Below are 20,391 nucleotides of genomic sequence, written 5' to 3'. Positions count from 1 at the left end.
AGGTAAAGGCCTTTCTCAGCTGCTCGTGGCCGATTGCTTTCGCAAACCGCCGGCAGATCGGCTTCGCCTTGATACGACAGGTCGGGCTTGTTAACTGGCGTCGGTGAGTCGTCGTGTGTGCGCGAGCCGGTAGGAGTCGGTGCCGGTCTCGATGATGCTGCCGCCGAAGGTGAGCCGGTCGACGATTGCGGCACATAGGCGCGGTTCGGTGAACGTCTTCGTCCAACCTGAGAAGGATTCGTTTGATGCGATCGCGACGGAGTTCTTCTCCTCTCGTTCGGTGAGGACCTGGAACAGTAGTTCGGCGCCGCGACGGTCGAGCTCCATGTAGCCGAGCTCGTCAATGCAGAGAAGATCGACGCGTCCGTACCGCGCGATGGTGCGGGCGAGCTGGCTCTCGTCGGCGGCTTCGACGAGCTCATTGACCAGCTTCGTCGCGAGCGTGTACTTGACTCGGTATCCCTTCTCCGCGGCCGCAGTGCCAAGCCCGATCAGAAGGTGGCTCTTGCCTGTGCCGGAGTCACCGATCAGGCAGAGTGGCTCGCCCTTCCGAATCCAGTCACCAGCTGCGAGTTGGTGGATCGTCGCAGCGTTGATGTTCTGGTTCGCATCGAAATCGAAGTCCCCGAGCCACTTGTTCCTAGGGAAGCCTGCCGCGCTGACACGACGGATAGAGGAGCGCCGGTCCCGGTCGTCACATTCGGCCATGAGTAACTCAGCGAGGAAGCCCTGGTAGGACAGCTGCTCCCGATTGGCAGTCTCGAGCGCTTCATCGACCACCGCACGAACGGTCGGCAGCCGCAGCCGCCTGCAAGCTTGATCGACGGCAGCGGACGCAGCTTCCTCGGTCAGCCCGCGCCGCCGGCGCAAGGTAGTGGTGACAGCAGTAGCTCGTGAGGTCATGTTCTGGTGCTTCCTTCTCGATCGGCGGATGGTCCAGTGATGTTGGGTCGTGCTCGTCGCGGTAGGAGTTCGTCGTAGCCGGCGACCGACGGCAGCGGACGTGTGTCCGGCGGGAGTCCGGCGATCACCGCCGCGGGGTCGGCAAGCCGGCGTTGAGTCAGACTGACAACACGCTGCTCGACGGGTGGTGACTGTTCAACGAGATGCCGGCCCAAGCCGGACCCAGCCGCGTGCAGGCGAGCTTCGACCGCGACCACGTCAGCGGACACAGCACCGACGGTCAGAGCGGCACGGATGCCCGCGATCACGTCGGCGGCGTGCATGGTCCGGTGCAGGAGCAGCACGTCGATGAGGGCGCGGGTGCCGGCGGTGTCGCCGTCGACCTTGCGGGCCGCTTGCCAGAACGCATCGTGCGTGGCCGTGAACGCGCCCGACTCGCGGGCACGGGCAAGGGCCGTGGACCCGGGAAACGCGCCGGGCTTGTGCCGCAGCACCTCGAGGTAGTGATCCAGATTCACGGCGTGGCCGCCGCGAGCGACGACGCGTTCATGGCGGGCGATCTCGGCGTGCCCGTCGAAGACAACGACCTCGGATGCCCGCAGCGACACTCGGACGTTGCGGCCGATCAGGTGCGCGGGGACTGAGTACTTCGCCATCCGCACCGTGATCAGCGCCGACCGGTCAACCCTCGGGTGCAACGTCAGCCCTGGGTCGAACCGCTCGAACGGCAACGGCGCCAGCTTCGTTTGCTCAGCGCTGAAGTCTTGTCCGACGGTGCGGATCCGCGACGCGATGCGGCGTTCATCATCCTCCACATCCCATTGCCGGATCCGCGTGTTGAGCTCGGCCAGCGAGCCCACGACCGGCATCGGCGTGAGTCGTTTCCGGCGGAATCGTCCGACTTCACCCTCGACGCCGCCTTTCTCGTGCGCACCCTTGATCCCGGGTTGGCAGTAAAACGAGTCGAACCCGTAGTGCGAGCGGAACAGCACCCACCGTTCGTTCTCGATCCGGTCCCGGCCGCGGCCGTAGAGCACCGATTGAACGGCGGCGGTGAGGTTGTCGTACTTGATGTGCCGGGTCGGGATTCCGCCGATCTCATCGAACGAGTCGATGTGCCCCTCGAGGAACGCCTCCTGTGATTGCGTCGAGTATACCCGGTGGACTGCCTTGCCCGAGTGCGAGAGGCGGAACACGAACATGTGACACTTCGTCTTCACCCCGGCCAGAACCACCCACACCTCACCGAAGTCGACCTCGGCCTCGGCACCCGGCATGTGCTCCTGTGGGACGAACACATCAGCCCGTCTGCCTGCCGCCGCATCGATCTGCGGGCGCCTGGCCCGAACATAGTTCCGGACCGTCGAGTAGGAAAGCTCCGTCGCCCCGTGCTCGGCAATCAGCCGGTCGAACACGCGCGTCGCGGTGTGCTTCTGCTTCCGCGGTGCGTCCAAGTCCTGACGGAGCATTTCGTCGATGAGGGGCTTGAACCTGTCCAGCCGTGGTGCCGACCGCACCCGCGTCTTCTTCGGCGGCGGTTCAGGCGACTCGAGCGCCTGTCGAACCGTCTGCCGGCCGACCGCGTGCCGGCGGGCCAGCGCCCGAATCCCCAACCCCTCAACGCGCGCATCACGTCGGATCCGAGCAAACACATCCACCCGAGACTCCATCCGTCCTCCACCCTCAGCAATCGGAAATCACAGTTCCGATAACGGTGGAGGTGGGTCCGGCTTAGATTGCCGCAGGCACCCCGGCAACGACCAAGTGGGTCCCGCCTAGATTGCCCCGGTGGGTCCGACTTACGCTGCCATAGTCAATTATCCAGTTAGCGGGCGCAGCGTGGCACGTGGCGTTGGGCGCTTCCATACCCGTCTCAGTCGATCTGTGGCGCCGAAATGACATTCCCCAACCGGGGGCCCCACAGTCGAGGCCGCGCGTTGCGGCCGCTCACGGCGGCTCACCAGGCAGCCAGAGGATTATTTCGCCCCCGACGGAGGATTGTCTGGGCGGGGACTCCGAGCGAGTCCTGAGATGACACCCAGCTCCGAGTTTTCAGACCACCCCCAGGAGCTCTGACGAGGGACACCGCGTGGGCAGTGTGGCCGAGTTTTATAAATCGGTGGATGTATACGTCTCCGCCACGAGGATATGAACTTCGATGCTTCACGTTGTTATACATCGGCGATGTATAACAACGCTGCGGTGCAGGTTGGCAGTTGTTCGTGCCGTCGGCTGACGGCTTCGCACGACGAGGTCAGCCCCGCAGCATCCGCTCGCTCAACTCACGGTCGACGGGATCAAGGAATCGCACATACCGAGTGAGTGCTTCGAGCGAGTCGAGCCCGGAGGCTTCGAGCAGTGAGAGCAGCGGGGTGCCCTGGTTCATGTGGTGCAGCAGCCAGGTGGCGCGCATCCGTTGGGTGTTGGGGCCGGAGTGCTCGAGCTTCCCGCGGGCGACGATGTTGCTGATGAAGTTCTTGGGCGTGCCATCCCGCCCGGGCCTGATGAGGTATTCGTCGCTGCTCGAGGCCGCCGATTTCAGCAAGTGCGCTGCCCATACCCGGCGCACGGGCACGGTGCGGATTCGGCCGGCCCGAACCTCGACCGTAGCGCCGTCTTCGTCGGCTGTGACATCCGATTCGCGGACGTCGCCGATCTCCGCCGCGGACAGCCCGGCACCGAACCCGAGTGCGAGGATCAACCGCGCGTCGCGCCGATGGTGCACTTTCTGGCTCGTCGCCCACGCACGAAGGCCGCTGATCTCACCCTTTTGGTACGGGCGCTGCGGGTCTGCCGGCGCCAGCTTCTCCGCCTGTGGCGCAGGGCCGTTGATAACCTCAGCCATCCTTCGCAACTGTGCACGCGCGTTCGCGCGGGAAGCATCGGCGAGGCGGCCCAGCCCATCGCGCACGAAGCCCGCGATCACAGCGTCGGTGAACACGGTTCCGTTCTCGAGCAGAAGTTCGTTCTGCACGCACCAGAACGCGAACTTCTCCATCACACGCAGCAGATCCACCTCCCGATACGGGACGTGACGGAGTGCTTGAGCGACGGATGCCGCGACGAACGTCGAAGGCGATTCCGTGGCTGCGGACGCGGGTGCGGGGAGTGTGATCGACAAGGAGGTGGCCCAATCCGTGAGGGGTTGAAAGGTCACCTCCTTGTGTGTGCGGCGGATTCGGAGTCTCGGGCGAATTCTTGGGAATTTCTGTTCGCCACGTCACGATGCTGGTCGTGTGGGCCGCCGGGCCGGGCTGTCAAGTCGAGGGAGCCCTTGTATTTACTGGGGTCTGGCGGTTACCCAGAGCTGGTAACCCTGGGTAACCCGGGTAACTTCAAGAGCGTTTCGGGCTTTTTGGCTCTTTTGGACGCTCAAAACGTCCTCCGATCGAGAACATTGGTGACGGCGACATGGAAAACATCCAGCAACCGTCCGGCGCGAACGTCCTCCTCTGGAGGACAAAGACTTCGGTTTTACCGACCCCTGATCTCGTTCTTCGAGGTGAATCAACTTCACGATCATGATCGGGAGCAGCGCGGGGTGCCCAAAGCCGTGCAGCAATCCGCCCCTCGCGAAGCGACCTTCACCATTCCCGGAGCCGGGTCTAACAAAATGCAAGCGCCCCGGAGAGGCCCGCGGATGCGGTCAGCCCCACGGAGCAGCATTAGCGATGCACCCGGATGCGCCAGATGCCTACTTCGCATGAGCAGCAAATGTCCGTCGGCGCTAAGCAAAGTCAGTCGACGCCCCGCGTCCCCCCAAAACGCCTTGACAAGACGCGGCAAAAGGGTTATTTCTTTAACCAGACAGCACCTCGATTCGGGAGGCTCCGGTGAATCGCCTCGATCGCGTGAATCATGTGCTCCAGCGATACGACCAGCATGCGGCGACAGCCGAGGCCACGATCGAAGAACTACGCCCACTCGTCGCGGCTTGCGTCGACCTGACGGAACGACTCAGAGGAACTATCCGTCTGTTGTTCCCTCAGGACTTGACGCCTGGCGGCCGCTCCATCCTCGAGAAGCTTGCGAACGGCGATGCCGACCCACCCCAGCAAGATGACGTCGAACCTCGAGGTCGGCCATGAACCTCGAGACGCCCGGCGCTGAGCTGTTCGGCACGAAGTTCGCCCGCCTCCTCGCCGCACTCCTCACCGCACCGTCCCAGGTCACCGTGTCGCAGTTGTGCGCGACGACCGGCTTGAAACAGGCGCGAGTGCACCAATTGATCGAACGTGTGCGCGCGTCGGGGCTGGTCACGGTCTTCGAGACAACGGGCGGCCCGACAGTGCAAGTCGTCTGGGATCATCCGTACATTCAGACCGTCTCCGAGATCCTCCTCGGTGGACCACGAGCCGCGATCAGCATCCAGTCGGCACTCCCCAAGGACCAAGACATCTCGGTCGCCGTCGTCTGGGACAACGACACCCTCGAACTCGAAGTCGTCGCCGTGCTCCCCGACGACACCAGCGAAGCCGTCAGCCTCTCCTTGACTGATGACATCCAGCTCGCGATCCGGCGCACACTGGGAAACAGCGCGAACGTCGACGCACTGCGATGGACGACGTACCTGAGTGAGGTCCGTCGACGACGGCAACCGCTCCACCGGATCTGGCTTGAAGGCACACAGCTGGTGGGCATCGAACCGATCACCCGCGACGCTTTCCAAAGCCAGCTGCGGACGACGTTGACGTTCGCGGCTCGCCGCACAATGCACGCCAATGAAGCCCGCCGCCCGCCGGCCGCCGGTTCGGAGTGAGCGCATGTCGCAGCCGACGCTGCTGAAACCGTCCGCCGCCCGTATCCTCCGGGCGCTGATCGACGCACCCGACGGCCTGCCAGCACACGAGCTCGCGAAGCGGGCGACGATATTAATCGACCGGCTCCGGACGAAGACCAAGCCTCTCGAATCGGCAGGCCTCGTTCAAACCGAAGGGAAGGCCGACGAGCAACGATTCCGGGTGAACCGGGACCACACACGGTACGAATACGTCGCCCAACTCGTGCAGGACCCGATCCACAAGATGAAACTGGTGATCGACGACTGCTACCCCGGAGCGGGCGCCGCAGCCGTCTGGGAGCCGTTTGGCGGCAACAGCACCATCCTCCTCGTCGCCCCGAACAACTTCGCGGACCGCGTGCTCGTTGTCATTCGCAGCGACGTCGAGGCACCCGTCCGAGCGCGCATCGGGCCGCACATGACGGTGAGCCTCCGGAAGGAGAGTGAGTTCTGGTACGGGCTCAGCTACGGCGCGCCCATGGAGACCGAGATCTACGAGCGAGGCACTCAGATCGCCGGCCAACCCATCACCCGCGCGGCAACCCCGGCCGACGGCAGAAATCGGGTCGCCACGAGACGACGGACTCCGACGATGAGCGCCGGCGTCAGAAGACATCACTTTGTCGTGCCGCGAGGCGAAAATGACGGCCGCCATCCCCTACAAGGAACTCGATCCGGCACGGCACGGCACGTGGCTCGTATCTACAGCCTCGGGAAGCATCTACGAACTGCTGATCACCGGGTCTGGTGTCCGCATGGTCCGCCATCCTGCAGTAGAGATTCCACCGGCGACGAGCGCACGCTGTACCGAGACGAGTTCCTCATCCCCTGCGAACTCGGCCGTGTCCGCCTCGACCAACCTACGGTGATGGTCTTCCTTCGCGGCGACCGAGACGACCAACCCGACTACGTCGCCACGATCCGCACGAGCACGCGCGTTACGCGGATCCTCTGGTCTCCGGATGGAATCCACAACCAACCGGAGGAGGGAGCGGCGGTATGAATTGGTCAGGCGACGCACGCTCGTTCGACCGGTTGCCGAAACTGAACCACGGCATCTATCTCGTCACGACGTTGTCCGGGACGGTTCACCGGTTCGTGACGTCGACCTGGCGACCCACGTGGCAACGGTTCCCGGCAGGAAGCGCTCCGTCAGCTGCCGCCCCGATCCGTCTGCTCGACGAGAACTGGACGGTTGGGAACCGCGGCTACCTGGAACTGAGTGACGGCAGCTACCTGTACGGGAACACGTGGCGTCTTTCGGCCAGGATCGTGTCGATCACACTTGACGCCCAGTGCTGCTCGCGCTGTCACCATGAAGAACTGGTTCGCCGTGTGTGTCCGATGTGCATGGTCCAACCGTCCTGGTCGAAAGCAGCAGAGCACTGGGATTACGGATACGACGACGACACGGTGCGCGGTCGAGTGCGCGCGTGGCTGGGACGGACCCAGTCGAAGTTCGTCGAGCGCCGCCGGAAGAAGCTGATACTCCGGCTCTCGAAACCACAGACGAAGCGGCCACGACATGACTGACCCGGCTGTGTCCAGCGTGCGGTACATCACAGTGGGAGTCCTACGCGACGCCGGACGGTGGGCTGCCCGCGTCAACCTGGCGCTCCGAGAATGGCACCACTTCGACGGATCTGGGGCGCTACGCGTCTGCGACGTCCGGCGAGGCGGCGTCGTTCGGTGCGACGCGGGGTGTGTAGGAAGATGCCATCTTCCTCGGAATCCGAGCGCTCAAACTGATGACATTTGGCCACAGCAGCGTTCGTGTTGAGGTACGTGATGATGGTGCCGGACTTGTCGACGCCGCGTACGGCGTATCCAGCGGCGGTCATGCACTCTCAGTAGCGGTCGAACGGCGCGTGGTACTCCGACTCGCTGACCTCGCCATCAGCCATCGCTGCGACCTGCCCCACCGAGGGTTCGGGTGGCACGGCGCGCGCGCTGCCCAAGACGCCCACACCACGAATCGACTGCCACCTGTATTGAGGATTCGTCGAGACACCGAACCACTCGTCGAGACAATAAGCAACCCCAGTTGACAAGGGCTGTCAACTGGGGTTGACGGAATCGGCTGGGTAACAGGGTAACGGCCATGACACTTTCACCAGCACCTCTCCCCCTTCGGCCGGTGCCGCGCATGGCACGCGGGAGAGAACCTCCTGCCTAGGCGACCCCGCCCTGCACATCCACGACCACCGGAGATCGAATGAACATCGCACAGACAGCTCGCGTCGCAACCGTCGCAGCTATCACCGCCGTCCTGCTCGCCGGCTGCACAGCCGGGCCTGCTACGAACGGCACCCCTGACGTTCCAGCGGCGTCGAGCTCGACCACCGAGCAGCCGGAACCCGACAGCGGACAGGAAGCCTTCGAGAAGGTGGCCAAGTCCGAGATCGGTGTCACCGTCATCGAGGTCATCGACCCCAGAACCTTCGTCGTCGGCCCCAACACGTTCGAGCAGGAGCAGAACGATCTCTCGGGAGAGATCACCGCGCAGATCAGCGCGGAGTCCGAACTCGTCACCCCCGCCGAGGGTGAATGCGGATTCGACGAGACGTCCGCATTCGCGACGCAGTACTTCGCCGGGAACCCCGAGGACGCCTTCGTCCACGAAGGAGACTTCGCGAGCGACGGGTACTACGAGGCGATCATCCGGGCCGGATTCGCCTTCATCCCCAACATCGAGGGCCGCCTCGTCATCGCCCAGGAAGATGCTCAGGGCAGCCAGGCTGGCCTCTGGGCCAGTTGCCCTGGCTTCGGCGTATAGAAGCATCATCAATCCGACCGATCCGGACCTACCACCCGAAGGGCGACCATGACCGACGAGATCCCAACGCCGACCACGAAGACTCTCTGGTCACGCAAGACGCTGATTGCGTCGATCGCGGCGGGCCTCTTGGTTGCCGCCGGCCTCACCTCCGTCTTCGTGAGCGCAGCCAGCGCCGACGCTGAGGAGACTGCACAGCTCTGTGCTGTCGCTCTCGCAGACGGGGACACCGCGGCGAAGAGTGCGGAGTTGTCGACCGAGAAGGCCGGCGCCGCGCTCGAGGCGGTCAAGAGCAACATCCTGCCGGGCGACGCCGGAACGAGCACCGACTACGCATCCCGCCCTGAGTCCGACAGGCGGGCCAGCAGCGCCGAGCTCACCGGCGACGTCACCGAGGCTCGCACTGAGCTCGCGAAGACCATGATCCCCGCCGAGTGCGTCGATCGAGCCGCGGCAGACGTGATCGACGCGCTCACTGCAGAGACCGGGGCCGATACCAAGAAGCTTGACACCGCCACAAAAGCGCTGCTCGATGATTTCACCGTGTTCCAGACCGATGAAACCGTCCGGATCGCAGCCGAGGTCGAAGCCGCCCGTCTCGCCGCTGAGTCAGAAGCTGTCCGTCGCGCCGCTGAGGTGGCTGCAGCCGAGGCTGCCCGGATCGCAGCCGAGCAGGCTGCCGCCGAAGACAGCTACGAGGACGACTCCGACTTCCCCGCCGGCGGAGGTGACGGCGGACCGACCGACGGCAGTGGCGGACCGACCGGCGGCGGCCAGGTCGGCCCCGGCGGCAACCCGGACGGGAACTGCTTGACTGACAACGGCATGGGGCGGCACGAAACCCTGCTGAGAGCCGTACCCGGCTCGCGGCAGGCCGCCACGGCCGACGGTGCCCGGCTCCGGGCGTTAAAGAACCCCGTGGAGTTCCGCCCATATGCGACTGAACGCCGTCTGCCGCGAATGCAACCAGGGGTGCCTGAACGACCTCGAGAACGAAGTTCTCCCGTTGCTTCTCACGGCAGGTCGAGATGGTGACAGCCTGCACACCAGCCCCGAAGCGATGCAGCGACTTGGATTCTGGGCAATGGTTCGAGCTCTTCTCCGCACTCACATTTCGCCCGAGGGACGAGCGCCAGTGGCGCTATTCCAGACCGCTTTTAAGTCGATGCAGCCACCGCAGGGATGCTTCGCGCACTGGGGCTACTCTCAGTATTACGTGGGGGCGGCGGGCGTTCATCACGGACCGACCGCGACGGATTCGGACGCTGACTACGTCGCTCACGTCAGCTTCGGTCTTGGCGGAATGCTCTTCCAGGTTGCTCTGTCTGGAGGGTCAGCCTGGAGCAAGAAGCTTGCTCTGAAGCTGCTGAAGCGGCCGCAGATCTGGTTCCCAGATTCGTTCTACTGGATCGTGCCGCGGGAGACGGCACTGAAGACGATCTATCCTCTGTCGCGGGAGGCTGCGTTCGCGTCGATCAACTCGGGTGCTGTTGCCATGGGCTACCCGATCCTGATGGATGACGGGACAACTGTCGACCCAAGGAATGTGATCCCCCAACCCTTCCATGATCAGCTCAGGCTGGCCGAGTTCGAAGGCGCCGAACTCTCCTTCGGCTTCGAGCGCGGGTAGTTTCTGACGCTTCCTAAGCGTCGGCACGATCGTCATCGGATGCGGCCGGGGACCTGAGACGTAATTCGTAAGGCAGGGTGGGCCGCCGCGTCCGATGCGGTGCCGGCATAGATCGGGTCACTGAACATCTTGGGGATGTCGTGCCGTAGATGACCCATGACCCTCTGCGGGTCGATGTCGGGATAGCGGGCCGTGTTGATTGCGAGGGGCAGCGACGCGAGCACGGCAGCGAATGAGGGCGGCTCGATCTCGAGGCGATCGCACTCCTCACGCAGAGCATGCATGTATGCGGCCATCACCATGGATGCCTGGAAAGGATCGACTCGCCACGCCGCCGAAATGATCGTGCCAAATGGGTCGCCTGGGTGAATGAACCGGCCGCGCTCGATCTGACGTGCAGTCTCGAATCCCTCAAGCTCGGCCGCCATGCCCGGGAGGAGCGTGAAATGCTTGGGATCGCTGAGCGACAACAGGAACGGCGAGGCCTGCTGAGGGCGGTCGAGACTAACCCGTGCGAAGTGGCGGGTGCCGCATCTCTGTCTCACGAATCGCGCAGCGTGCCGTGGTGGACGCCGGCGTCCCTCGCTCGCTCGCTTGCACGGTTGCACGGTGGATCAGAGATTGCACGTTCAGGTTCTGTCGATCCACCCTCGCACCCGTTCCAGACCGTCCGGGCTGATGCCCACCGCAGGGTCTGGCTTCAAGACGTGGAATCGGGATCCGTATTCGCGCGCTCGAGCTCGGACGCCGGCGAGCTTCGAATCTTCGAGCCGATCGTCTACAACGATCAACGGAGGCGATCCTCGGTAAATCTCTCCGGCCAACTCCAAGTATCTCCAGGCACCCGTCATCGCGAGAGGGCCGTCCGGCGGTAGAACCGCGGATCGGATCTCGGTGAGGCCGACGAGTGGGGCGAAGACCGAGTGCGCCTGGGCACCCCACGTCGAGAACCATGATGCAGCCACGTTCGGCATCTCCACGATCCGTCGGACCGCGTCGACCGCGTTCGGCGACCACTCAACTTCGACTTCTATCTCATTCGCCCCGACGTACGGGAACACAGGGACGGTTGCTCTCTCGAGTGTGCCGCCCCACACGTCAGCGGCGCCCGGGCTGTTGAGAACTCCGTCGATGTCGAGGAAAACATGGGTGAACATCATCCGCCCTCGTCACGACGCGCCTGCGATGACCATCGGTCAGCTTCTGCGGATCCGTCCCGGCCACAAGTCGGCATCGAGCCCGGTTTCCAGTTTCGAGATCGTGTAGAGGTCCGGCCAGACTTTCCCGGCGAGGATTCCGAGGAGTGTGGCGTGGTTGATCTCACACGCGCTTGCCACCGAGCGAATACTTCGGTCACCGATCGCTTCGCGGAGGTTGTTGGCGAAGCGGCGGGCAACCTCACCGGTGGGTTCGCTCGCTGCTTCATCAGGCCAGGACACGGTCAGCTCGTGAGGCCTTGGCCGTGAAGTCCTGGGCATGGGTCAAGCGTAGAGGGCGAAATGCTGCGTGACCGTTGGTACGCGCTCGTCGCACTAGACGACAATACATTTGGTTATTCTATTAGTCGCTCGCGAAGATCCTCAAGCACAACGCTCGTTCGGTGCCTCATGTACATCCGACGCCGACCATGATCGACGGATGCGCCTCAGCAATCGGCGAGCAGCAACCCGAAGACGGTGGCCGCGTGGCTTGTCGACGTGCTCGTTGAGCTCAGCGGTCATCCGTGCGGCAGGGCACGTACTTCCCGGAATGGCTCCTCGAGCGCCGCAGCTTCGGGATCGCGACGTCGATCGTGCCGACCTGGTGTCCAGCTCACGGTGTCGGTCCCCTCCGATCCCGTTCCGTTGCGACCATTCGGGACGTCCGTGGGAATGTGCTGCTGATCGGCTCTTCTCTATGGGGCGGAATCGATGCTTGGCCGTTATGGATTCGTGATGTTAGGACTTGTTGCGCCGCCGCCCACTTACTGGGCATGACCGATATCGCTAACTCCCCACCACGGGGAATTAGCGAGTTCCCAAGAATCAGTCGGCGATATCGAACCGGCCCGGGCCTTATTGAGGTTTCGGGCCGTTTTCTTTTGCGCCGATGGCCGATTCCGGGCCGCGATCAGAGCACGAATGAGCTCGAGCGACGGAGCGAGTGGGGTGAGTGTAGAGTCACTCACTAACAACTCACATGGAAATGGAGCTCACATGTCCGACAACATCGCAGTCGCAACACTTCAGGCGGGAACACGGAGACCACGTCGCGCACACCTTGCCGTGACGATCTCTGCATGGTTGATCCCCGTGCTCGTCATCGGCCAGTTCGCGTTCCTGGCCGTCGTGCCCGTCGTCATCGCCATGGTCGTCACCCTCGTCGACGCCCGAACGCGGGCGCTCAGCTGGTGGGTGGGCCTGCTCACCGCGTTCTACCTCACGCCCTTCCTCATCTGGGCGCTCTCACAGGACCGTGCGCCGAGCCTGAGCAAAGACATGAACCCGGTGTTCCTGGGTCTCATCGTCGCGGCATCCGTCGCCGTCCTCATCAAGATCTCCACCCGCCGCAGGCGCTGAGCCGGTCTGATGTCGCAGCTCGGCTCGCTCCCGGTCGACACCGGTCCCGCCGTGTTGTGGTGACGATGCCGGAGTCGTTCAAGTTTCCGCGACAGTTCGCGATATCGAATCGGTTCGAACCGCAATCTCGTGTTGTGCGGGAGCCGGGTTCTGTCAGTTGCGCGGCTTCAGGCGCTTCGGGCGCGGCAGGAGCGGGACGAGCGGGACGAGCAGCGCGATGCCTGCGGCGCCGGTGAACGCAGCGACGACCGTCTCGGTGTGGGGCGTCATGTCGAACGATTGGTAGCCGAGGATCGCGGGGGCGATGACGAGCGCAGCGATCGAATACCCGAAGAACGTCGCGCCGATCAGCAGGAGCCAGGCCACCGAGGTCGCGATCGACGTCCGCACCCAGCTCGCGGCGAGGAACAGCAGCGCGAGCACTTCGGCCAGCCCGTGCACCATCTGGAACGGCAGGTTCTGCAGAAAGGTCGGCACCCCCAGCAGGCCCGAGACGAGGGCGTGCAATCCGGTGATGCCGAAGCACGCCGCAGCGACGTACCCCGCCACGATCTGCAGGTGCCGGGGTTCGAACGTCGCGCGACCGATGGCGAGGACCCCGAGCGCGAGGAGCAGGTAGGCCGCGCCGAACGTCTGCGCCGCGGCGCCCAGATTCTCCCAGGGGTCCGCGGGGTAGGAGTAGTCGAAGCGGCTGTCCTCGACCAGCCGGTCCTCCCGCGACCAATTGCCGGCTGCCCACACCCACCGCTGCAGTGAAGCGAAGGACTGGAGGGCCGCTGACGCCAGGACGAGCGCCCCTCCGACCAGGCGCCAACTCGCCGGACGGACCGACCCGGCGAGACGGGAGAGCTTCTGATCGGTCGTCATGTGCTCACGCTAAAGGACGCGATGATCGACGAAAGCGAACACTTTCGGAACTCTTGCCCCTCACGGCCTCGGGGGCACGGAGGGGGTCGCAGCCGCCTGTGCGACGGCTTTCCACTGCTGTTGAGAACGGAGAAGACCGCGGGGGCCGCCGTCACGGCGGACCCGCTCATTCAGGCGACGTCAACAGCGACGCGCCTGCGCCACAGGACAGCCGACCGTCAGTTTCGAACAGGAGCTCGGGGCTCGGCCAGCGCCGGCGACTCGGAGGGCGAATCCTCGGAGAATGCCGACACGGAGAACGATCCCGGCATCGAGAACGATTCCGGCTCGACGAACGATTCCCGCTGAACGGTCGGTCGTGTCCAATCGGGCTCGACGACCGGGTCATCGACCGGCGGCGCGTCGGCACCGATCGAGGCACCGGCGACCGGTTCGTGTTCGGCCAGAGGCAGGGTTCCGAGACGGTCGACCTGTTCGGTGAGGGCGTCGAGCACGGAGCGCAACTGGATCTGCGCGACCTTGGCGTAGGTACGCACGTACTCGATCTCGGGAAGGGCCGGCTTCTCTGATGTGGTCAGCCCCGCGACCACATGCACCGCGCTGCGTTCTGCGCGCTCCAGAACCTCGCGATACTGGTCGCGGGCCGTTACCACCAGATCGCGGGCGTACTGCTCAGCGTCGGCCACCGCGCGGTCTGCGATCAGCTGCGCCTGAGAGAGCAACCCGACGGCCCCTGCAGCGATCTCCTGATGGAGATCGGTGCCGGCCTCCGCACGGAGCTTGGCGTTCTCAGTGCGCAGGTTCGTCAACTCCTCGCGGTCGCTGTCCGCGGCGGCCCGGACGGCGCCAACGGCTTCCGACGTCTTGCGTACGAATGCGTCGACCTCAACCCGGTCGTACCCGCCGCCGATGTGCTTGATGCCGAAGCGCACCTCACTCGCCTCGGGCAGGCGGCCCACCGCGCTCGCCAGGGTTCCCTCGTGCTCCACGGCGGGAGGAGCGTCGGGAAAGTCGGGGTCGTCGGTCGTCATGGGCGTCATCAGCGGGTTCCCACTTGCTCTACGGCAGCCTGCGCCGGCTGCGGGTTCTGGGTGTGGTGATGCAATGCGTGGCTGTCTTCGTCGAGGGTAGCGAACTGCTCGAAGCGAATGTCGCTCGAGGGCAGGCCGGCGTCGCGCACGCGCAACACCGCGTGCCGCACCATGTTGGGCGACCCGCACACGAGTGCGAGGTCACCGGGCCGGGCGGCGTCAGCAGCGACATCCCCCACCAGACCCTTGGCGCCCGGGTAGCTCGGGTCGCCCGAGACCACCGGCGTATAGGTGAACCACGGGCGAACGCGCAGATCTTGGAGCAGCTTGTTCTCGTAGAGGTTCCACGGCACGCGCGCCCCATGGAACACGTGCACCTGAGGAGCCTCGCCGGTCTTCTGCCAGTGCTGGTCGATGCGCTCCAGGTGAGCGCGGAGCGGCGCCAGGCCGACACCGCCGGCGATCATCAGCAGGTCGCGTCCGCGATCGTTCTCGCCGAGCGTCAGCTCCTCACCGACCGGGGCACCGAGGCGCACGGTCTCTCCGACCGCGAGCGAGCTGATCAGCGTGCCGCTCACCTGACCTCCGGGAACCAACTGGATGTGGAACTCGAGGGTGCCGTCGGCACGCGGAGCGTTGGCGGGACTGAAATAGCGCCAGAGCCGAGGGCGGGCCGGGATCTCCATCGCCATCGACTGGCCCGGTTCGAAGGACAACGCGGGCTCGGGCAGCACTTGGACCACCGCGATGTCGAGGCTTCGCCGATCGACTGAGAGCACCTGCCCAGCCCATGAGGCTGGACTCGTGCGCTCGGACTCCTCAGCCGCCTGGATCATCACCGTGGCGATGAGTCCATAGGCCGCCGCCCAGTCTGCGGCGAGCTCCTCGGTCCACAAATCTCCGAGGAAGTGCTTCAGCGTGGCGAGCAGGGAAGCACCGACCGCGTCGTAGTGCTGCGCCACGACCTGGAAGCGCCGGTGGTCGCGGCCGAGCTGCTGGATCAGCCCGGTGACCTCGTCGAGCTGATCGACTCCCGACACGATGCGGCCCAGCGCTCCGACCAACCGGTCGCGCTGGGTCGCCATCGAGACCGGGAACATGCTCCGCAACTCGGGATGGGAGAGGAACAGGTGGGAATAGAAGTGGAGCGGGACTTCGTCGCCGAGAGCCTCGGCCAGCGCCCACGTCTCTTTCAGAGCGGCAGTGTTCACCGAGTCAGCCTCGCGTCGAGGCCACCTCGACGATGTCCGATTCCGTACCGCCGAGCGCAGCCCCCACCCGGCCGATGATCGCGGGCTCGACGCCGGCTTCGGTCAGCGCCGTCACCAGGTGGTCGACGACGACGGCGAAGTCGTCGGTCGAGATGCCCATGCCCTGGTGCGCCGCGCGCAGGTCGCGCCCCGAGTACTCGACCGGACCGCCCATGACCTGCGAGACCAGCGCGACCTGGTGGCGCTTGAGCCGGACCATCTCGACCCCCTCGAAATACGGGGCGAGCCGGTCGTCGGCCACTACCAGTTCGTAGAACCTGCCGACCACCGCGGTGATCGCCGGCGCGCCCCCCACGGCCGCGTAGTCGCTCTGCTCGAGTACATCGGACTGCTGGTCGCCGCTGGGACTTGTCACGTTTCATCCGTTCGTTCGGGGAACACCTGGGTTCTCTTCCTAGCAGAACGCGACCCCAAGGGGCCACTTCAGCGCGAAGGTCCGCGTGCTCGGTGAACGTGAGTCTCCTCGTCGAGGAGACTGAATCGATCGTGCGCCAAGCTCGGGGGGAAGCTCTCGCCAGTTCCGGGTAGGAACCCATCCTATTCGACGGGTCCGAGCCATCTTCCCACCGACTTGGCAAACCATCTCGCTTGCGTCATTCACGGGTCAGCGATGCCGCAGCGAAACGGAATGAAGGTTCAGTTCCGTTCGGTGTTCAGCATCTCGAAGCGGCTGGCTCGGCCCGATTCGTCGAAGGTCACGGTCCACACGTTGTCGAAGTCGCCGAGCTTCGTGTAGTGCCCGATTCCGGTGATCACGACGGTCGGGCCGTCGATCGACGAGAGCGACCATTCGAATTGCCAGCCGCCCTGCTGCCAGTCCCAGCGGCCGCGCCAGCCTTCGACGATCTCGTCGCGTCCGATCCATTCCGTCTCGTACGGCGACTCGTGATACTCGGCGTCTTCCGTGAAGAGCGCGGCGATATCGGGCGAGGCGTTGGACTCCCACGCTTTCAGGTACCCGTCGACCCAGCGAGCGACGGACTCGGCGGTGGGCGCGGACTCGGTGGCGGCGCTCACAATTGCGCGACCGCGTCGAAGGCCTCGTCGAGGAGGCTGGAATACGATCGACCACCGTCGGTGGCCCACGCCGCCGTGGCGACGTAGAGGCACGCGAGAGCGGACTGCGTGATGGCGTCGGCTGTGATGATCGGGTGCTCCTTCTTCCCTGTGAGGCGACGGGCGACGATCGGAGCGAGCACGGCCGCCCATGCGGTGTGCCGTTCGATCGTCTTCGCTCTCAGGCCCGGGGTGCTCAGTGCCACACGCGTGGTTCGTCGCACGCTCTCGAGGTCGCCCTCGGAGATGCGTTCGAGTGGCGCAAGCGCTGCCCGAAGTGCCGCCCACGGCGGCTCCTCGTCTGGGCGCGACAGAAGTGCCTCCTCGATCACACGCCCCATCGGCATGAGGTCGCCGATGACGAGGTCCTCTTTCGTCGCGAAGTAGCGGAAGAAGCTCCGCGGGGAGATTCCGACCGCTGCGGAGATCTCCTCGACGGTCGTCTCGTCGAATCCGCGTTCGTCGAGAAGGGCGAGCGCGCGTTGGGCGATTTCCGCGCGAACCGCCTGTTTGCCGATTTCACGAAGATCGCCCCGGTCGGATGCATCCGTGTTCATGCTCTTCATCCTCCTTTGCCTTCCGTGGCGCACGCTTCGATATGTCGCCCGTCCACAATTGGCAGTTTATGCCAAGTTGCGGATCAATCTGGCAGATCGGGCATAATCTGCCAGCCTTCGTGTTGTAGCCAGTACGCCGCGATCGGGTGACAGCCGATCAGAAGCGGAAGCGGCTCCGACCAGGAGCCCTCGAGAAAAGGGAAGTATTCACATGTCCGGTTCGATCAAGCCCACCATCGTCATCGTCCACGGAGCGTGGACCGACGCCAGCTCGTTCGCGGAAGTCCAGAGGATCCTGTCGGCAGACGGATTCGACGTACTGGAGTTCGCGAACCCGCTGCGTTCGCTCAGCGGTGACGCCGACTACCTCGCCACGTTCCTGCAGACGCGCACCAACGGACCCGTCATCCTCGTCGGGCACTCCTACGGCGGGGCACTCGTGGGCACCGCGGCGCTCCGCGCGCCCGATGTTCGCGGCATCGTGTACGTCGATGCGTTCGTGCCCATCGAGGGGGAGAGTCTCCTCGATCTGCTCAACAGCGCCGGACCGGTCGACCCGAGCCAGCTGTTCGACATGGTCCCCTACCCGGGCGCCGCGGAGGGTGACGTCGATCTCTACATCAAGCGCGGCCCGTTCGAGCCTGCGTTCGCCACCGGCCTCTCGGAGGAGTTGCAGACGGAGTTCTTCGCACGCCAGCGACCCATCACGTTCGGCGCCGTCGGTGCACCGGCGGCCGGTGGCCAGGCGTGGGAGACCCTGCCGTCGTGGTACGTGGCCGGCACCCTCGATGGCAGCATCCCGCTCGCGCTGCAGTTGCGTATGGCGAACCGGGCCGGCGCGACCGTGACCGAACTCGAAGCCGGACACCTGTCGATGGTGAGCCACCCGCGCGAGGTCGCGGCGGTCATCGAAGCGGCGGCGGCGAGCACCGCGGAGGCAATCACAGCGGAGGCAATCACAGTGGAGGCGGTCGCAGGGCAGTAGCCGCGGCATCCGACCGATCGATCGCAAGACAACACTCAAGGAGGACTCCGTGAACACCGAACAGCAGGTCAGCCTCGAAGCCGCGCGCGAGCGCGCGATGGAGGTGCGGGCGTTATACGAAACGATCGAGCAGCGGCTCAACGGAAGGGTGTGGACACTGCACGAGCTCATGCTCGGCTTCAGCAATGACGTCGGCACGGTCGGGCGACTGATTCTCGCCCACGACGGCACGTGGGAGATCGGCGGCGACGTCGATGCGCAGCTGCGGCACAAGCTCTCGGAATCCCTGTGGTGGGTGATCGTCATCGCCGAACGACTCGGCATCGACATCACCGACGCCTACGCCGGCACCATGGACCGGATCGAAGCGGGTCTCCGGCCGCACGAGGCGAGGACGTCGGAGGGGAGGTCTTGAGTTCAATCTCGTGGGCGGCCGAAACAGGCCGCCCGTGGGCGCGGAGTCAGAAGGTGAGCAGAACCTTCGTGGCGCGGCGCTCATCCATCGCCTTGTAGCCTTCGGCGGCCTCCTCGACCGGCAAAGTCAGGTCGAACACCTTTCCGGGGTCGATCTTGCGGTCCCAGATGAGCTGAATGAGGTCGGGGAGGTACTGGCGCACCGGGGCCGGCCCGCCGTGCAGGTGCACGCTGGCGAAGAAGAGGTTCAAGCCGCTCAATTCGACGCCATGAGAGACCCCGACGTATCCGACGTAACCGCCGGGACGAGTGCAGTTGATCGCCTGCCACATCGACTCCTGCGTACCGACGGCCTCGACGGTGCCGTGGGTACCGTAGCCGCCCGTGAGCTCCTTGACCTTTGCTGCACCCTCATCGCCGCGCTCTTCGATGATGTCCGTTGCGCCGAACGCGCGCCCCAGCTTCTGCCGTTCCGGGTGGCGGCTGAACAGGATGATCCGTTCGGCACCGAGCTGCTCGGCAGCGAGCACCGCCGAAAGCCCCACAGCACCATCGCCGACGACAGCGATGGTCTTCCCGGGTCCTGCTTCGGCGGCGACGGCCCCGTACCATCCGGTGCCGAGCACATCGGATGCCGCCATCAGCGACGGGATCAGGTCCGCATCCGGGTGACCAGGGGTGGCGACAAGAGTGCCGTCGGCCAGCGGAATACGTGCGAGCTCAGCCTGCGTGCCGATCGCGCCCATCATCACGTTGTGGATGCAACGGGATTGGTAGCCGGCCTGGCAGATCTCGCAGGTATTGTCCGAGGCGACGAACGATCCCACTACGAAATCGCCGATCTCCACATTCCTCACATCTGCGCCGATCTTTTCGACCACGCCGATGTACTCATGACCCATCGCCTGCGGCGTCGAGTAGAGAGGCTCCGCCCCGCGGTACGGCCACAGATCAGACCCGCAAATACACGTCGCGGACAAGCGGATAATGGCATCAGTGGGTTCGATGATCGTCGGGGCGTCGCGCTCTTCGAGCCGAACGTCTCCCGGCCCGTACATCATCACTCCGCGCACAATGTGCTCCTTCGTTTCGTGGTTCACGGCCGGCACGATCTCGGTCGCGATCATCAGCTCGGTCAGGTGCTCACCCCGATGGCGCGCACCCTGCCGTCGGCGTGGAGCTGCTCGAGGGCGCGGTAGGCGCCGAGCGTCTCCTGCCAGGCCGACGGCAACGGCTGGTGCAGGATGAGCAGGTCGATCTGGTCGACGCCGAGCTTGCCGGCGGACTTCTCGAAGGCGTGCAGCGTCTCATCGAACCCGTAGTCGCTGATCCAGACCTTCGTCTCGATGAACAGCTCGTCGCGAGGGATGCCGGAGTCGGCGATAGCCCGCCCGACCTCGCGTTCGTTGCCGTACGCAGCGGCGGTGTCGACGTGCCGGTACCCGACCGCGAGCGCTTCGCCCACCGCGGCCGTGGTCTCTTCGGGCGAGGTCTGGAAGACGCCGAACCCGAGCACGGGCATCTCGATGCCGTTGTTGAGCGTGAAAGTGGGAACGGTCATGA

At 64.9% G+C, this 20,391-nt stretch carries 22 protein-coding genes and 1 pseudogene; 9 read left to right on the top strand and 14 right to left on the bottom strand.

What is annotated here, in order from left to right; all coding sequences use genetic code 11:
* Positions 1–90: 90 nt before the first annotated feature.
* The 3 genes from istB to AC1C2R_RS08110 form a co-directional block, all read right to left on the bottom strand.
* Positions 91–903 carry an IS21-like element helper ATPase IstB gene (istB, locus tag AC1C2R_RS08120; RefSeq protein ID WP_495354363.1) on the bottom strand — a complete coding sequence of 271 codons (813 nt, stop codon included), beginning with the start codon at positions 901–903 and terminating at the stop codon, positions 91–93.
* Positions 900–2,573, bottom strand: coding sequence for an IS21 family transposase (istA, locus tag AC1C2R_RS08115; protein WP_495354362.1), 1,674 nt, complete (start codon positions 2,571–2,573; stop codon positions 900–902). Before istA ends, istB begins: the two co-directional genes overlap by 4 nt.
* Positions 2,574–3,157: 584 nt before the next feature.
* Complete coding sequence (locus AC1C2R_RS08110) at positions 3,158–4,060, bottom strand: site-specific integrase (RefSeq protein ID WP_495379608.1); 903 nt, start codon at positions 4,058–4,060, stop codon at positions 3,158–3,160.
* Positions 4,061–4,987: 927 nt separating this feature from the next.
* Here AC1C2R_RS08110 and AC1C2R_RS08105 point away from each other — a divergent pair.
* From AC1C2R_RS08105 to AC1C2R_RS08080, 6 genes are all read left to right on the top strand, one after another.
* On the top strand, positions 4,988–5,662 hold the full coding sequence (locus AC1C2R_RS08105; RefSeq protein ID WP_495379607.1) for a MarR family transcriptional regulator: 675 nt from the start codon (positions 4,988–4,990) through the stop codon (positions 5,660–5,662).
* A gap of 4 nt (positions 5,663–5,666) precedes the next feature.
* Positions 5,667–6,686: a hypothetical protein gene (locus AC1C2R_RS08100; RefSeq protein ID WP_495379606.1), complete on the top strand. Its 1,020-nt coding sequence runs from the start codon at positions 5,667–5,669 to the stop codon at positions 6,684–6,686.
* Entirely contained in the window at positions 6,683–7,216 is a 534-nt protein-coding gene (locus tag AC1C2R_RS08095) for a hypothetical protein (RefSeq protein WP_495379605.1), read from the top strand. The genes AC1C2R_RS08100 and AC1C2R_RS08095 overlap by 4 nt, the downstream gene beginning before the upstream one ends.
* A 682-nt stretch (positions 7,217–7,898) precedes the next feature.
* The gene (locus tag AC1C2R_RS08090) at positions 7,899–8,459 is read left to right on the top strand and encodes a hypothetical protein (RefSeq protein WP_495379604.1); all 561 of its coding nucleotides are present in this window, start codon (positions 7,899–7,901) and stop codon (positions 8,457–8,459) included.
* 48 nt (positions 8,460–8,507) lie between these two features.
* The gene (locus tag AC1C2R_RS08085; protein ID WP_495379603.1) at positions 8,508–9,494 is read left to right on the top strand and encodes a hypothetical protein; all 987 of its coding nucleotides are present in this window, start codon (positions 8,508–8,510) and stop codon (positions 9,492–9,494) included.
* A gap of 100 nt (positions 9,495–9,594) precedes the next feature.
* Complete coding sequence (locus AC1C2R_RS08080; protein WP_495379602.1) at positions 9,595–10,089, top strand: hypothetical protein; 495 nt, start codon at positions 9,595–9,597, stop codon at positions 10,087–10,089.
* A gap of 32 nt (positions 10,090–10,121) precedes the next feature.
* On the opposite strand, the gene AC1C2R_RS08075 is transcribed toward AC1C2R_RS08080, so the two are convergent.
* The 3 genes from AC1C2R_RS08075 to AC1C2R_RS08065 all read right to left on the bottom strand — a co-directional run bounded on the left by AC1C2R_RS08075 (position 10,122) and on the right by AC1C2R_RS08065 (position 11,528).
* Positions 10,122–10,559: a hypothetical protein gene (locus tag AC1C2R_RS08075; RefSeq protein ID WP_495379601.1), complete on the bottom strand. Its 438-nt coding sequence runs from the start codon at positions 10,557–10,559 to the stop codon at positions 10,122–10,124.
* 159 nt (positions 10,560–10,718) lie between these two features.
* Positions 10,719–11,249: an HAD domain-containing protein gene (locus AC1C2R_RS08070; RefSeq protein WP_495379600.1), complete on the bottom strand. Its 531-nt coding sequence runs from the start codon at positions 11,247–11,249 to the stop codon at positions 10,719–10,721.
* Between the two features lie 36 nt (positions 11,250–11,285).
* Positions 11,286–11,528 carry a helix-turn-helix domain-containing protein gene (locus AC1C2R_RS08065; protein WP_495379599.1) on the bottom strand — a complete coding sequence of 81 codons (243 nt, stop codon included), beginning with the start codon at positions 11,526–11,528 and terminating at the stop codon, positions 11,286–11,288.
* An 825-nt stretch (positions 11,529–12,353) separates the two neighbouring features.
* Between AC1C2R_RS08065 and AC1C2R_RS08060 the strand changes: the two genes are divergently transcribed.
* The gene (locus AC1C2R_RS08060) at positions 12,354–12,647 is read left to right on the top strand and encodes a hypothetical protein (protein ID WP_495351996.1); all 294 of its coding nucleotides are present in this window, start codon (positions 12,354–12,356) and stop codon (positions 12,645–12,647) included.
* Positions 12,648–12,800: 153 nt separating this feature from the next.
* On the opposite strand, the gene AC1C2R_RS08055 is transcribed toward AC1C2R_RS08060, so the two are convergent.
* The 6 genes from AC1C2R_RS08055 to AC1C2R_RS08030 all read right to left on the bottom strand — a co-directional run bounded on the left by AC1C2R_RS08055 (position 12,801) and on the right by AC1C2R_RS08030 (position 17,429).
* Positions 12,801–13,514 (bottom strand): hypothetical protein, encoded by a 714-nt coding sequence (locus AC1C2R_RS08055; RefSeq protein ID WP_495379598.1) that lies wholly within the window; start codon positions 13,512–13,514, stop codon positions 12,801–12,803.
* 218 nt (positions 13,515–13,732) lie between these two features.
* Complete coding sequence (locus AC1C2R_RS08050; RefSeq protein ID WP_495351994.1) at positions 13,733–14,554, bottom strand: hypothetical protein; 822 nt, start codon at positions 14,552–14,554, stop codon at positions 13,733–13,735.
* Entirely contained in the window at positions 14,554–15,756 is a 1,203-nt protein-coding gene (locus AC1C2R_RS08045) for a globin domain-containing protein (RefSeq protein ID WP_495379597.1), read from the bottom strand. The genes AC1C2R_RS08050 and AC1C2R_RS08045 overlap by 1 nt, the downstream gene beginning before the upstream one ends.
* A gap of 4 nt (positions 15,757–15,760) precedes the next feature.
* Complete coding sequence (locus AC1C2R_RS08040) at positions 15,761–16,171, bottom strand: group I truncated hemoglobin (protein WP_495351992.1); 411 nt, start codon at positions 16,169–16,171, stop codon at positions 15,761–15,763.
* A gap of 281 nt (positions 16,172–16,452) precedes the next feature.
* Positions 16,453–16,833, bottom strand: a complete 381-nt coding sequence (locus AC1C2R_RS08035; RefSeq protein WP_495351991.1) for a nuclear transport factor 2 family protein — start codon at positions 16,831–16,833, stop codon at positions 16,453–16,455.
* Positions 16,830–17,429, bottom strand: a complete 600-nt coding sequence (locus AC1C2R_RS08030; protein WP_495351990.1) for an acyl-CoA-like ligand-binding transcription factor — start codon at positions 17,427–17,429, stop codon at positions 16,830–16,832. Before AC1C2R_RS08030 ends, AC1C2R_RS08035 begins: the two co-directional genes overlap by 4 nt.
* 211 nt (positions 17,430–17,640) lie before the next feature.
* Here AC1C2R_RS08030 and AC1C2R_RS08025 point away from each other — a divergent pair, with 211 nt between their 5' ends.
* Positions 17,641–18,414: an alpha/beta fold hydrolase gene (locus AC1C2R_RS08025; protein ID WP_495351989.1), complete on the top strand. Its 774-nt coding sequence runs from the start codon at positions 17,641–17,643 to the stop codon at positions 18,412–18,414.
* A gap of 49 nt (positions 18,415–18,463) precedes the next feature.
* Positions 18,464–18,829, top strand: a complete 366-nt coding sequence (locus AC1C2R_RS08020; RefSeq protein WP_495351988.1) for a nucleoside triphosphate pyrophosphohydrolase family protein — start codon at positions 18,464–18,466, stop codon at positions 18,827–18,829.
* Between the two features lie 46 nt (positions 18,830–18,875).
* On the opposite strand, the gene AC1C2R_RS08015 is transcribed toward AC1C2R_RS08020, so the two are convergent.
* Complete coding sequence (locus AC1C2R_RS08015; RefSeq protein ID WP_495380387.1) at positions 18,876–19,901, bottom strand: zinc-dependent alcohol dehydrogenase family protein; 1,026 nt, start codon at positions 19,899–19,901, stop codon at positions 18,876–18,878.
* Between the two features lie 21 nt (positions 19,902–19,922).
* Positions 19,923–20,389 (bottom strand): annotated as a pseudogene (locus AC1C2R_RS08010) (aldo/keto reductase); the annotation flags it as partial.
* Positions 20,390–20,391 lie beyond the last annotated feature (2 nt).

The sequence above is a fragment of the Agromyces sp. Y182 genome, from assembly GCF_059445385.1.
Note: the sequence above shows the minus strand (reverse complement) of the source record. Positions and strands in the feature narration are given on the sequence as shown.

Coding starts and splice junctions, on each gene's coding strand:
- istB (WP_495354363.1), bottom strand. CDS start 903: ATGACCTCACGAGCTACTGCTGTCACCACTACCTTGCGCCGGCGGCGC.
- istA (WP_495354362.1), bottom strand. CDS start 2,573: ATGGAGTCTCGGGTGGATGTGTTTGCTCGGATCCGACGTGATGCGCGC.
- AC1C2R_RS08105 (WP_495379607.1), top strand. CDS start 4,988: ATGAACCTCGAGACGCCCGGCGCTGAGCTGTTCGGCACGAAGTTCGCC.
- AC1C2R_RS08100 (WP_495379606.1), top strand. CDS start 5,667: ATGTCGCAGCCGACGCTGCTGAAACCGTCCGCCGCCCGTATCCTCCGG.
- AC1C2R_RS08095 (WP_495379605.1), top strand. CDS start 6,683: ATGAATTGGTCAGGCGACGCACGCTCGTTCGACCGGTTGCCGAAACTG.
- AC1C2R_RS08090 (WP_495379604.1), top strand. CDS start 7,899: ATGAACATCGCACAGACAGCTCGCGTCGCAACCGTCGCAGCTATCACC.
- AC1C2R_RS08085 (WP_495379603.1), top strand. CDS start 8,508: ATGACCGACGAGATCCCAACGCCGACCACGAAGACTCTCTGGTCACGC.
- AC1C2R_RS08070 (WP_495379600.1), bottom strand. CDS start 11,249: ATGATGTTCACCCATGTTTTCCTCGACATCGACGGAGTTCTCAACAGC.
- AC1C2R_RS08055 (WP_495379598.1), bottom strand. CDS start 13,514: ATGACGACCGATCAGAAGCTCTCCCGTCTCGCCGGGTCGGTCCGTCCG.
- AC1C2R_RS08050 (WP_495351994.1), bottom strand. CDS start 14,554: ATGACGCCCATGACGACCGACGACCCCGACTTTCCCGACGCTCCTCCC.
- AC1C2R_RS08030 (WP_495351990.1), bottom strand. CDS start 17,429: ATGAACACGGATGCATCCGACCGGGGCGATCTTCGTGAAATCGGCAAA.
- AC1C2R_RS08025 (WP_495351989.1), top strand. CDS start 17,641: ATGTCCGGTTCGATCAAGCCCACCATCGTCATCGTCCACGGAGCGTGG.